Source organism: Psychrobacter celer (assembly GCF_016107555.1).
GTDB classification, from domain to species: Bacteria; Pseudomonadota; Gammaproteobacteria; order Pseudomonadales; family Moraxellaceae; genus Psychrobacter; species Psychrobacter celer.
Map to the genome: position 1 here is coordinate 173,022 of NZ_JABASU010000002.1, position 13,144 is coordinate 186,165.

Here is a 13,144-nt window from a genome sequence, read left to right on the forward strand (position 1 = left end):
AACTGTTAATGAGCATTCCAAAAAGGAATGACAGTAAGAAATTAATTATTTTGCAACTTGCCTAGACGCAAGTTAAGTTAATAAGTCTCTCAAGGAAGCATAAATTAATAAAAGGGATGGAATATGATTAAGCAGTATATGGCCGCGATGGGTGTCAAAGAAGCGCAATATCAAAATGGTGACTTTGAGGTAACCAGCCCGATTGATGGCTCGGTGATCGGCAGCATAACCTTGGACAGCGTTGATGAGGTCGATACCAAGATTGCCAATGCCACAAAAGCTTTCAAAGAGTGGCGCGTGGTGCCTGCGCCAAGACGTGGCGAGCTGGTGCGCCTGCTCGGTGAAGTGCTGCGCGAGCATAAAGAAGACTTAGGCATGCTGGTGTCATTTGAAGCCGGCAAGATTAAAGAAGAAGGCCTAGGCGAAGTGCAAGAAATGATTGATATTTGCGACTTTGCCGTTGGGGTGTCGCGTCAGCTTTATGGTTTGACGATTGCGTCAGAGCGCCCAGGCCATCACATGCGTGAGACATGGCATCCGCTCGGGGTGATTGGTGTCATCTCCGCCTTTAACTTTCCCGTTGCTGTGTGGTCGTGGAATACCGCGCTGGCCATCGTCTGCGGAAATCCGGTGATTTGGAAGCCCTCAGAAAAAACCCCGCTTGTCGCTTTGGCCTGTCAGGCACTGTTTGAAAAAGCCTTGACCAAATTTGGCGATGCGCCAGAGCATCTATCACAAGTCTTACTCGGCAAGACAGATGTCGGTAATGCCTTGGTAGAGCACAAAGATGTGGCTTTAGTGAGCGCCACCGGTAGTACGCGTATGGGCCGAGAAGTCGGGCCAAAAGTTGCCAACCGTTTTGGTAAATGCTTACTTGAGCTTGGTGGTAATAACGCCATGATTTTGGCGCCAAGTGCTGATTTAGACCTTGCGTTACGTGGTATTTTATTCTCAGCCGTTGGCACGGCAGGGCAGCGTTGTACAACGCTACGCCGCCTATTTGTCCACGAATCTATCAAAGACGATATCTTACCGCGCATCAAGTCTGCTTATGAAACCGTCAGCATCGGTCATCCACTAGAGGGCAATCTGGTCGGTCCGCTGATCGATGAAGACAGCTTTAATAATATGCAAGCAGCGTTGGAAAAGGCGCGAGAAGCTGGCGGCACTGTCACGGGCGGCGAGCGCGTCCTTGCAGACAAATATCCTAACGCCTATTACGTGACACCTGCCATTGTCGAGTTTGACGAGCAAAACGATGTCGCCAAAAGTGAAACGTTTGCGCCGATTCTGTATGTTATGACTTACCAAGACTTTGATGAAGCGATCGAGATGCAAAACGATGTGCCACAAGGTCTATCGTCATGCGTCTTTACCAATGATTTGCGTGAGGCGGAGACTTTCCTCAGTGACCGCGGTAGTGATTGCGGTATTGCCAATGTCAATATCGGTACCAGTGGCGCTGAGATCGGCGGGGCGTTTGGCGGTGAAAAAGAAACCGGCGGTGGCCGTGAATCTGGCTCTGATGCGTGGAAAGTCTATATGCGCCGCCAGACCAATACCATCAACTACTCAAAAGAGTTGCCACTAGCGCAAGGCATTAGCTTTGGTTGATAAAAAGGTGAGTACAAATTTTTGTTGATTTGATTTATTTATCTACAAACTGCCAATCCTCATTTATAGAGGCTTGGCAGGCCAAAAATAATAAGCAATCAAGGATTGGTTGCCACTCCCATCGACGACTACTAAGGAAGGTAGAACTATCATGATCGATGATAAATCGCACGACCCCGATGTAGATGGCTATGGCCCATCTTCTAGCTTTTTACTGGATATTGCCCCTCTGTTACTGACTGCTATCATTCTGATGATACAGTTCTTTGTATTTAAAGATTTTACCCCTCACATTCCTCTTGCTTGCGGCATATTAATCACCGGCTTATTTATGAAGCTGCGTGGCCGTCATTGGCAAGGTATGGAAGAGCGTTTTTTAAAGGTCATCAAAATTGGTTTACCTGCGATGATTATCTTGATGGGTGTGGGCATGCTCATTGGTGCATGGATTATCGCCGGCACCGTGCCGACCATTTTGTATTACGGCTTTAGTATCTTTTCCCCTTCCTCGTTTTTATTTTCTGTTTGTATCATTTGCGCCATTATCTCTGTCGCTACGGGCACCTCGTGGGGGACTGTGGGTACCGTGGGTCTTGCGATGATGGGTATCGGTTTGGGGCTTGGTATCCCAGCATACCTAACGGGCGGTGCGATCGTCTCGGGGGCTTTTTTTGGTGACAAAATGTCGCCGCTATCAGACACCACTAACTTAACGCCTGCTGCTGCTGGCGTCGATCTTTGGGATCACATCAAGGGTATGTTGCCGACGACCGTTCCCGCCATGATTACCGCTTTGGCTATCTATGCGTGGATAGGCATGGGGTATGGTGATGACAGTATTGACCTGTCGTCTATCCGCGCGCTACAAGACAACCTAGCGGCCAATTACAATTTAAGCATCGTCACTTTGCTACCGGCAGTGGTGGTCATTGTCGCCGCTGTGATGAAAATGCCAGCGATACCGACGGTGTTAAGCGGGGTGCTGGTAGGCTCTGTGATTGCTGTGTTTATGCAGGGCGTGGCGGTGAGTGAGGTGTTTGATGTGTTACAAAACGGATTTGTCAGTGAGACGGGCTTTGAGGTAGTGGATCAGCTGCTGTCAAAAGGTGGTGTCATGTCGATGACGTGGGTCATCAGTTTGACCATTTTTGCCTTGGGTTTTATCGGTGCGCTTGAGCACTACGGCACGCTTAGGGCCATCATGGCAAAGATTAATAACTTTGTGAAATCGCGTCTGGGTCTGGTGTTTACCACGTACGGCAGTGTGCTCAGTGTCGGGACACTCATCGGTGATGTTTATACCACTTGTGTTTTGCCAGGCCGTTTGTTGCAAGACAAATATAAAGAGAGGGGCTATAAACGTACGACGTTGACGCGCTCTATCGAAGACGCGGGGACACTTTTGTCGCCCCTTATCCCATGGAACATGGGTGGTAGCTTTGTGGCAGCGACACTCGGTATCGCCACCTTGACCTATGCGCCTTTTGCCTTTGCCTGCTGGTTGTCGCCTTTATTTGGCCTGCTTTGGGCGTTCCTTGATAAGTTCATACCGCGTGAAAAGCCTGCAATAGCAAAGCTCGATACCAATACTTCACTAAGTGAAGTATGCTAAAGGGAGTCTGATATGTTGCAAGAGCAATGTTTGTGGAACATGACGGCGCCTAATATTGACGCATATAGTCAAATGAGTAGCGATACACAAGCGGCGGTGTGCATCATTGGCGGCGGCTATACTGGACTGTCTGCAGCAATTCATCTGGCTGAAAAGGGCGTCAAGGTTGTCTTACTTGAGAGTCAAAGTGTCGGTAGTGGCGGCTCAGGGAAAAGCGTGGGTCTGGTCAATGCTGGTACGTGGGCGCGCCCTGATGATTTGGGCATTAGCCTAGGCGAGGCAGATGGTGAGCGCTTGACCGAAGCGCTTGGTCAAGCGCCGCGTTTGGTGTTTGACTTAATCAAACGCTATGATATCGACGCGCAAGCGACCCAAGCAGGCAATATTCATATGGCGCACAATGCCAAAGGTGAGATCGATGTCGATATAAGATACGAGCAGCTCAGTCGCCGCGGCGCTAATGTGGAGGTATTGACAGGCAGTAAGTGCCACGAGTACTGCGGTACCACCAGTATCAATAAAGCCTTATTAGACTACCGTGCGGGTACTATCAATCCACTGGCTTATGTCCGAGGACTTGCCAAAGTCGCTGCAAATCTTGACGTGACGATCTATGAGCACTCTGCTGTTGAAGCACTAGAAAAAGTAGGCGGTCATTGGTACGCCAGAACGGCCAAAGCATGTGTCAAATCTGAGCGTGTGATTATCGCAACCAACGCTTATACCGAAGGCGAATGGACAGATATCGCCAAGACTTTTTATCTGGTTTATTACTATCAGATTGCATCCGAACCGCTGAGTGGTGCAGCGGCAGAGCGCATATTGCCCTACAAAACAGGTGCCTGGGACACACGTCTGGCGCTATCTAGCTTTCGCCGTGATAATGACAATCGCTTATTATTGGGCACGGTTGGTGGGACGCAGATGAAACCAAAATCCTTTTATCAGTCATGGGCCAATGCGGTGCAAAAAAGCTACTATCCAGATTTGCCCGCGTTTGACTGGCAGTATGAATGGTGCGGTAGCTTTGGCTTTACCCAAGATCATATCTTTCGCGTGATGGAGCCAGACGAAGGCTTGCTGACGGCGACGGCTTATAATGGTCGAGGCATTACCACTGGCACGCTTATGGGTAAATGCTTTGCAGACTATATCGTGACCGGCAAAAGAGACAGCATTCCGCTACCTTTCAAGACTTTAGAGGAAGCAAAGCTTGCTTTTGGCGGTATCAAGTCTGGGTTTACAGAGCTTGGCCTCACACTGTATCACGCTGGTCAATGTCTCAAGATCATTAGATAGTTTGGTTATTTGCATAGTGAGGTTATTGACTTAGTTAAAATGATAAACCGTGATAAAAGCTCTAAAAATGGCGGGTTGCTTATTAGGTTTTTTAATGTCACATTTAAGGATTGTTCATAATGAAATAACAAAACAGATTAAGGATAATTATGCAGATTTTAGACATTCATACCGTAAAAAAACAGCTAACCATGCCAATGGCCATCAGTGCTATCGAGGAGCTGCTGAAGAGACAAGGCGAGCATCCGAGCTGGACTAAAACACCTGAGCGCCTAGTCATTCCTACTTTTCAGGAGAGTGATGCACACACCTCAGGCTCGCATTTGTCGATGCCGTCAGTGGTTTTTGATGGTGAAAACGAGTATGCAGTCGTCAAGCTGGTCACCATCTGTCCCGACAATCCTCAGCGCGATAAACCAACCACCATGGCCGCCATCACTGTCTCAAATAATGAGACAGGCGATATGCTGGCTTTTTTGGACGGAATATATATCACCCAAGTGCGTACCGCCGCGCTGTCGGGGATAGCGACTAAGTATCTGGCGAATCCACACAGTCGAGTGGTAGCAGTGGTCGGTACAGGTGGGATGGCATATGAGCAGCTAAATGCTATTCTCACAGTACGTCCAGATATCACGCACGTAAAACTATGGAATAGAACGGCGCAGACGGCGCATCAGTTTCGAGACAGGTTTATACAAGAGTATCCACAATGGCAAGTTGATGTTCAGGTTTGTGAGCATATTGAAGAGGCAATCAGAGACGCAGATATTATCAATCTGGCCACACGCTCGACGGCAGGACTGTTTGAGGCGGCGCAGATAAAGGCAAATGCTCACATCAATGCGGTGGGCGCTTATCAGGCCACGATGAAGGAAGTCAGTAACTCAGTGATAGAGGCCTGCGACTCCGTGATCATTGACGATGCTGAAGGCGGCTTACATGAAGCAGGGGACTTGATACAAGCGCATGAGGACAGTGATAGTGCTTGGACATGGGATAGGCTCACTGGCACATTAGGGGACTTGATCAATAAAAAAATCAGCCTCGATGTGAAGGAGGATAAAGGTATGACGCTGTTTAAATCAGTGGGCGCAGCCAGCTTTGATGCAGCCGTCGCTTTACAGGTAGCAAAAAAAGCCAAAGCAAAAAACTTGGGTCAATGTGTCGCGCTATAAGGGCTGAGTATTTATCCTTATAGAGTCAATCCAACGTAACACTGACCCACCTTATGTCATGTCCGTAGCTTAAAATAGGGGCTGTCCTAGATAACTAGTTCAAACCCTGTTTAACCCATTGTTTTAATTGTAGTAATTGCGACTTTGGGTCACTGTGATTAAAACGCCACTCACATTCCTTTAAATAGAGGTGAAAATGCTCTTTTGGAACCCCGTTAAACTTGCGTAGATGCCGTTTAGCTTGGGCTCCCTTATTTTAGAAGTTTTCTAGTACAATTTTGCCTTTTGACTTGCCTGATTCAAGCAACTTATGCGCCTTCTCCAAGTTTGCAGCGTTAATTTTGCCTAGATTTTGGTTGAGGGTACTTCTAATTTTTTGCTGGTCAACTAATTGGGCAACCTGTTGCAGCAATTCACCCTGCTTTTCAATATCATCGGTTTTATACATTGAACGGGTGAACATCAACTCCCAATGGATAGAAATAGATTTAGTCTTAAACGGCATAATATCAAATGTTTGGGGATCATCGATCAATCCAAGCTTGCCTTGTGGTGCAATCAGAGAAACTATTTGCTCGATATAGGTGTCTGTATGATTGGTAGAGAAGACGTATTTTGGTTTTGCAATGCCTAGTGTCTCGATTTGTGCATTTAAATCTTTGCTATGATCAATGACATGGTCGGCACCAAGTGATTCCACCCAAGATTTCGTTTCTTCACGTGAAGCTGTTGCTATAACGGTCAGATTTGTTTTTGCTTTTAGGAGTTGGATAGCGATTGATCCTACACCACCTGCACCACCAATAATTAAAATACTACCAACTTCTGTTTCTGAAATTTGAAGCCGATCAAACAGCATTTCCCATGCCGTTATTGCAGTTAATGGCAATGCTGCTGCTTCTGCATTAGATACTGTAGTTGGTTTAAGACTGATAATTCGTTCATCGACTGCTTGATACTCAGCATTACTACCATCTCGGGTTAAATCGCCAGCATACCAAACAGCGTCTCCTACTTTAAACGAGGTAACTTTTGAGCCAACTTCAATAATTTCCCCAACGGCATCCCAACCTAAAATACGATTGTTTGCTTCAGACGAATTTTTTCTCACTTTGGTATCAACTGGATTCACAGAGATTGTCTGAACTTTTACCAGTACATCACGCTCCTTAAGCGTAGGCTTTGCTTTTTCAATATCTACCAATGAATTTTTAAAATCATCATGGTTATGGATAACATACGATACGGCTTTCATAGATTTGTCCTCAACTTTAAAAAAATAGAGTAAAAATGGGAGCGAAGTGCTCCCATTTTATGTTATTCAATCATTAAAACTCTTGGCTCGTTGGGCGCAAAACAATTTCATTAATATCTACATCCGCAGGCTGTTCAATTGCATAAGCAATTGCTCGAGCGACTGAGTCAGCTGGTATGGCTTGTTTGTAGAAATCAGTAACAAACTCTGAACTTTCTTTATGAGAAGAACCGAATTTTAGTTCTGACTCAATTGCACCAGGCTCAATAGTAGTCGTTCTAATTGTTTCCCCAACTTCATGACGAAGGCCTTCAGAGATGGCTCTTACAGCAAACTTAGTACCGCTATAAACCGTACCTCCTGGACTAAATACTTTTACCCCTGCAACAGATGAGAGATTAATAAAGTGTCCAAAGTTTTGTTTTTGGAAAACAGGTAGGGTAGCTGCTATTCCATAAAGAACACCTTTAATATTAATGTCGATCATACGATCCCATTCATCAACTTTTAGCTCACTTAATGGTGCAATAGACATTAATCCAGCATTGTTTACCAAGACATCGATTTGACCAAATGCGCTTAATGCCTTTTCAATAAGTGCTTGCACTTCATGTGGTTTGGTTACATCCACACCAATAAATTCAGCTTGACCACCTTCAGCACGAATGTCGTGAACAATAGCCTCTAATTTTTCAGTACGTCTAGCACCAATGACAACCTTTGCACCTTTTTTAGCAAGTAAGCGAGCAGTAGCTTCACCTAAACCACTACTTGCACCAGTGATAACAACAACTTTATTTTCTATATTATTCATACAAGTAACCTTCAACCTATTTGTCAATCATATTGGAGTGTTAAGTATTACAGCCTTGTTAGGTATAATAAATGAATAATATTATCTTTCAGAATTCCTATTTGCGGAATAATTAGTATAACACAGGATTGGACATGCAGAACAAATTGGAAATGATGCGTATCTTTTGTGTCGCAGCAGAGTCTCGAAATTTTAAAGAGGCAGCAACTCAGCTGGGTATTTCCCCACAGGTAGTGACACGGGCAATAAAAGAGCTAGAAGAGCAGCGCGGAGAGATTCTGTTTTACAGGAGTACTCGACAAATTAAAATTACCGCTGATGGTGAGCGTCTGGCAAAGCAAGCACGTCTTGCGGTGGAATCGATCGATGCTTTGCTTGTAAAAGACACCAAGGAAAAACGAGATGAAATGCGTGGGACTGTCCGTCTTACTGTGTCGTCTGTGTTAGGGCGTAAAGTGGTAGTACCTGCACTAGCAGAATTTGCCACACGTTATCCAGATATTGTCGTGGATTGTGTGCTAACAGATTCACACTCGGATGTGATCGATGAGCGGATAGATATCGGGATCAGATTTGGATTTTTGCCGGACAATCGATATGTGGCAAGGGAATTGGCTAAAGTGAAATTTTATTCTGTGGGTACGCCAGAGTTAATTGATAAGGTTGGAATGCCCAAAAAAATTATTGACCTTGATAAATACCCTCTAACCGCACTATTCGATCATAAAACAGGGCGTTACTGGCCATGGACATTCACCGAAAGTCGAAGCTTTACGCCATCAAAGCCTCGTTTTATTACAGATGATCTAGAAGCTGAATTTCAAGCTATTCTCGCTGGAGTTGGATTCGGACACATGCCTGGATTTCTAGTTTTGCCGTGGCTTAGGAGTGGTAAGCTCATTCATATACTTCATGAGGAAGCCTCTCCCGTTTGGCGCCTGTATTTATATCGTCCACAGCGGGGCCCGACACCTTTGCGAATCCGAGCATTGTTTGATTATTTAGTGGAAGTGCTGGGCCGTATAGAAACCTGAATCAGATGGAACTAGGCCGTGTCCCCATTTAGTCATAAACGCTTGAATTAGGGACACGCCTAACCTTTTTTCTAGAAAGTAGAAATCAGATAAGACCATCATGTATCTAGAGTAACTACAATTTTTCCTATTTGCTGATTTGATTCAAGATAGCGCTGAGCGTCATGCATGTCCTCAAAGTTAAAGCAACGGTCGATCACTGGACGAAGATAACCTGCACCTATACTGCTCAGAATAAATCGTCTGGCTTGCTCCCTTAGAACAGGGTCATGGAGAACCTCAAGGAACAAAAAACCTCGCATGGTTAAGCTCTTGCGTAATGCAATTTTAAGGGGAAATGGTGTGTTCTCCGGGCTAAGTGCACCATGCATAACCATAGTTCCTCCCACAGACATCGCTTTTGCAATCTGTTCAATATGTGGCCCTCCTACAGCATCAAAGGCGACATCAAGATGTTCTCCACCTAAACGTAAAACAAGCGCCTCATACAAATCTGGTTCATCTTCACTGGCTATAACATCTTTAACACCGAGATCCAGTAAACGTTGCTTTTTCTCTATCGTCTGTGTACTTGCAATGACCTTAGCACCCGCTGCTTCAGCTATCTGTATCGCAGCTAGTCCTACGCTACTTGAAGCTGCTGTGATCAAGATCGTTTTTCCTTTCGATAATCCACCAGCATGGATTACACCACCCCAAGCCGTCAAATACTGCATCCAGATTGAAGAAGCTTCTTCCCAGCTTAAACTATCGGGTTTGTGAACTAAAAAATTTTCTGGAATCAGAAGCTTGTCCGCATATGTCCCATATTTGGCTAGATTGTCAGTCGGAAGAATTGATACGGCATCTCCTGGAGAAAATTGGCGTACACCTTCACCTACCGCAAGAACTATGCCTGCTCCCTCATATCCCAGACGAGAGGGGAATACTGCCTTTTGAATATAAGTACCACGCCGAAACATTACATCAGCCCGGTTGAGTCCGATTGTTTTCATCTGTATTAGAACTTCTCCTGCGGCTGGTAAAGCAACAGGAAGTGTTTCTAATGTCAGAACATCTGTATCTCCAATACAATTGAAGCGCCAAGTCTTGGCCTGAAGTGCGTTAAATGACATCGATAACTACCTTAATATTGGCAGAGCGATTTTGAACAGCATCATGAGCCTCAATCGCTTGGTCTAGAGTAAAATGACGAGGATCAACAATAGCACGCAGTTTACCTTCCTCAACGAGACGAGTCGCGGTCTTAAGGATATCACCATGATGAGAACGGCGATTGCCTGTTAACGTCGGCATTAGGACGAATACGCCAGACACTGTGGCACACCGTAGAGATGAATTCGCTAAATTATGATTGCCAAATGCAGCACAGCTGGTGATGTGGCCATAGTGAGTCGTCATGGAAAGTGAAGCTTCGAGTACTGGACCACCCACAGTGTCATAAACAATGTTAAAACCTTGACCCTCAGGGCTTGCAGCAATAATGTCATCGGAAGATGCTGTTGTGTAATCGAGAGGTGTTGCACCGAGTTCTGAAATCAGTGATTGATCAGCGGTACGAGCAGTCGCCCAAACATTTGCATCAAGTGCTTTTGCAAGCTGAACCACCATATAACCAACGCCACCAGCACCACCTTGAACCAGTACAGTTTGCCCTGGTTGGACCTTCGCATTATCCACTAAACCTTCCCAAGCGGTGAGGAACGTCAATGGTAGTACTGCTGCCTCGCGCATAGAAATATTCCGTGGCTTTAATGCGATCAGATCAGCATCTGCTACAACATATTCTGCTAAAGATCCTTGAAGACCACGAACGCCACCAATCAGACCGTAAACTTCATCTCCGACGTTGAAGTGGGTGACACCTTCACCCACAGCAGTTACCACCCCAGCCATATCCGTTCCCAACACGGCAGGAAGCTCTGGCGTAGCATATGTTGCTTCACCAAGACGAATTTTATAATCAATAGGGTTTACACCACTGGCATGAATACGTACTAGAACTTGCCCAGCCTCTGGTTGAGGTATAGGGAGTTCTACACGTTTAAATTTATGATCACCAAAATTTTCTAGGATAAGCGCATTCATCATCTTATTCATAGTTGTTCCTTATTCTTAACTGGAGGATGATATGCACAATACCAAAGTAAATTAATCCAATAAATGATATTTATAGGATTTAATAATTCCTAAATAATGAATAATAAATATCATCCGCTCACTAAAGAAGTGGGGTTCAGCAGATGCTTACCAAAAAAGAGATCTACACAGACCTCTTTTTTATTTGGGTTTAATACGTGAAATTATTGCTGAGTGTCATCTTCATTCAGAATTTGCCCTGTGTGCTTTGGTTTAATTAAAGGTGCAGTCGGACGCGGTCCTGTATATTGCAAGCCGATACCAGCATAGACATCATCTGCTGCTGTTTCAGTTCCAAAACGTTCTTTGTCTAGTTCTCGGATTTCTTGGCTAATGTCTTCAACATCACTCTGGTCAACACCCAGTTCTTCTAAAATTGCACCGCCAAATAGCATTGCCGACTCGAAGGTTTCGCGAATCATGTAATCCACATTTTGTTTTACTAAATGCAGCGCATGCTCACGGTCATAAGAGCGAACCAGTAACTTGGCCATAGGAAATTCATGTTGCACCAACTCTACGATCTTATTCGTCGTTTCTTTGTGGTCTACGCAAACAACAATGGCTTCAGCCGTATCTGCTCCAGAGGCATGTAAAATATCTAAACGAGAACCATCGCCATAATAAATTTTAAATCCAAATCTTTCAGCGTTTTGAATCATGTCGATATCATTATCAATGATGGACACATCAATGCCTCGAGCAAGCAATAATTGACTGGAGACTTGTCCAAAACGACCGAAACCAATCATCAGGACTTTTCCAGAAAGTCCTTCAGCAACACGGATATTCTCTAAAGAAGTTTGTTCTGTAGTTTGGGTAAAACGTTTAAATAGAATGCCAACAATCGGGGTCAAAATCATCGACAAGATTACAATCGCAGTCAGGTTTGAGCTTTCCTCAGCACTAATGATTTGAGCACTCAAGGCGGCAGCAAAGAGTACAAAAGCAAACTCCCCCCCTTGAGCCATTAGTAATGCGCGATCGAGTGCTTCAGAGTGTGAACTTTCGGCCAGGCGTGCAGTCAGATAAATGATGGATGCTTTGACAAACATCAGCACAAGTACAGCACTTAAAATTAACGCCCAGTTATTTTTTATGACGTTAAGGTCTAATGACATGCCGACGCCCAGAAAAAATAATCCGAGCAATATGCCACGAAACGGTTCAATATCTGCTTCAATCTCATGGCGAAAAGTGGATTCGGAGAGTAATACCCCTGCAAGGAATGCCCCCATTGCCATCGATAAGCCACTAACTTGCATCAGTAATGCTGCGCCGAGTACCACTAAAAGTGCTGCTGCAGTCATGACTTCACGGGCTTTGGCTGCGGCTAATAAACGAAATAAAGGGTTAAGCAACCAATAGCCTGCAGCGATTAAACCTGCAATTGATATTAAACCAATCCCAATGCTCTGCAAACGCGCAGAAGTACTTTCAACAACTTGATTCGGTGCGATAAAAGCGACAATTGCCAATAAAGGGACAATCAATAAATCTTCAAACAGCAGGATCGAGACAATTTTTTGTCCTCGTGGTTGAGCAATGTCTCCACGATCTCCCAAAAGTTGCATCACAATTGCAGTCGAGGTGAGTACAAAGCCTGCAGCACATACAAAACTCACTTGCCAAGAATAGCCATAGGCCAAGCCTACCGCCATTAACCCTAATGAACAGGCACTAATCTGTAATGTGCCTAATCCAAAAATTTCTTTTCTTAAACTCCATAAATACGATGGACGCATTTCTAGTCCAATCACAAACAGATACATCACAATACCAAGCTCAGCAACATGCAGAATAGACGCAGAATCGTAGAAAAACGCTAGTCCAAATGGACCAATAATTAATCCTGCAATTAAATATCCCAATACCGAGCTTAATCCTAGACGCTTGATTAAGGGGACTGAAATCACTGCCGCTGTGAGCAGTATGACAGGGGATAAAAGGTTGATAGATGTGGCTTCTGCACTCATATATTTCTCGGATTTTGTATAGAGTTTGTTGACACTTCAAATATAGAAAGTAGATTCAAAACACAAGTGCAACAGGTTTGTAGTTAGTTGAAACAGTTAAGTATTTACTATACTCGAATTTCAAGCAATCAATGGGATGATTTTATCACTGCATTTGAAACACTACCTAAAATTTTAAGGTTTATAAGAAATATTGCTTTTTTATACTATGGGGTACTATAGT

10 protein-coding genes and 1 pseudogene are annotated in these 13,144 nt (G+C 44.6%); 5 read left to right on the plus strand and 6 right to left on the minus strand.

Annotated features, from left to right (window positions below):
• Nucleotides 1–123: 123 nt before the first annotated feature.
• The 4 genes from amaB (at nucleotide 124) to JFC05_RS02235 (ending at nucleotide 5,703) form a co-directional block, all read left to right on the plus strand.
• Nucleotides 124–1,614 (plus strand): L-piperidine-6-carboxylate dehydrogenase, encoded by a 1,491-nt coding sequence (amaB, locus tag JFC05_RS02220; protein ID WP_198335579.1) that lies wholly within the window; start codon nucleotides 124–126, stop codon nucleotides 1,612–1,614.
• 151 nt (nucleotides 1,615–1,765) lie between these two features.
• Nucleotides 1,766–3,226, plus strand: coding sequence for a Na+/H+ antiporter NhaC (gene nhaC / locus JFC05_RS02225; protein WP_198335580.1), 1,461 nt, complete (start codon nucleotides 1,766–1,768; stop codon nucleotides 3,224–3,226).
• Nucleotides 3,227–3,238: 12 nt separating this feature from the next.
• A complete protein-coding gene (gene amaA, locus JFC05_RS02230; protein ID WP_198335581.1) occupies nucleotides 3,239–4,525 on the plus strand; it encodes an L-pipecolate oxidase in 1,287 nt (428 codons plus the stop codon).
• Nucleotides 4,526–4,674: 149 nt separating this feature from the next.
• Nucleotides 4,675–5,703 (plus strand): ornithine cyclodeaminase family protein, encoded by a 1,029-nt coding sequence (locus JFC05_RS02235; protein WP_198335582.1) that lies wholly within the window; start codon nucleotides 4,675–4,677, stop codon nucleotides 5,701–5,703.
• A 94-nt stretch (nucleotides 5,704–5,797) separates the two neighbouring features.
• Here JFC05_RS02235 and JFC05_RS12830 read toward each other — a convergent pair.
• The 3 genes and pseudogenes from JFC05_RS12830 to JFC05_RS02250 form a co-directional block, all read right to left on the minus strand.
• A pseudogene (locus JFC05_RS12830) lies at nucleotides 5,798–5,959 on the minus strand (IS1595 family transposase); the annotation flags it as partial.
• A complete protein-coding gene (locus JFC05_RS02245; protein WP_198335583.1) occupies nucleotides 5,960–6,958 on the minus strand; it encodes a zinc-binding alcohol dehydrogenase family protein in 999 nt (332 codons plus the stop codon).
• A gap of 73 nt (nucleotides 6,959–7,031) precedes the next feature.
• Nucleotides 7,032–7,772 (minus strand): SDR family oxidoreductase, encoded by a 741-nt coding sequence (locus JFC05_RS02250; protein WP_198335584.1) that lies wholly within the window; start codon nucleotides 7,770–7,772, stop codon nucleotides 7,032–7,034.
• Nucleotides 7,773–7,906: 134 nt separating this feature from the next.
• On the opposite strand from JFC05_RS02250, the gene JFC05_RS02255 reads away from it, so the two are divergent.
• On the plus strand, nucleotides 7,907–8,806 hold the full coding sequence (locus JFC05_RS02255; protein WP_102094240.1) for a LysR family transcriptional regulator: 900 nt from the start codon (nucleotides 7,907–7,909) through the stop codon (nucleotides 8,804–8,806).
• A 98-nt stretch (nucleotides 8,807–8,904) separates the two neighbouring features.
• Here JFC05_RS02255 and JFC05_RS02260 read toward each other — a convergent pair whose 3' ends face one another.
• The 3 genes from JFC05_RS02260 to JFC05_RS02270 all read right to left on the minus strand — a co-directional run bounded on the left by JFC05_RS02260 (nucleotide 8,905) and on the right by JFC05_RS02270 (nucleotide 12,921).
• The gene (locus JFC05_RS02260) at nucleotides 8,905–9,921 is read right to left on the minus strand and encodes a zinc-dependent alcohol dehydrogenase family protein (RefSeq protein WP_198335585.1); all 1,017 of its coding nucleotides are present in this window, start codon (nucleotides 9,919–9,921) and stop codon (nucleotides 8,905–8,907) included.
• Nucleotides 9,911–10,906 carry a zinc-dependent alcohol dehydrogenase family protein gene (locus tag JFC05_RS02265; protein WP_198335586.1) on the minus strand — a complete coding sequence of 332 codons (996 nt, stop codon included), beginning with the start codon at nucleotides 10,904–10,906 and terminating at the stop codon, nucleotides 9,911–9,913. Before JFC05_RS02265 ends, JFC05_RS02260 begins: the two co-directional genes overlap by 11 nt.
• A gap of 203 nt (nucleotides 10,907–11,109) precedes the next feature.
• Nucleotides 11,110–12,921 (minus strand): monovalent cation:proton antiporter-2 (CPA2) family protein, encoded by a 1,812-nt coding sequence (locus JFC05_RS02270; protein ID WP_198335587.1) that lies wholly within the window; start codon nucleotides 12,919–12,921, stop codon nucleotides 11,110–11,112.
• Between the last annotated feature and the right edge of the window lie 223 nt (nucleotides 12,922–13,144).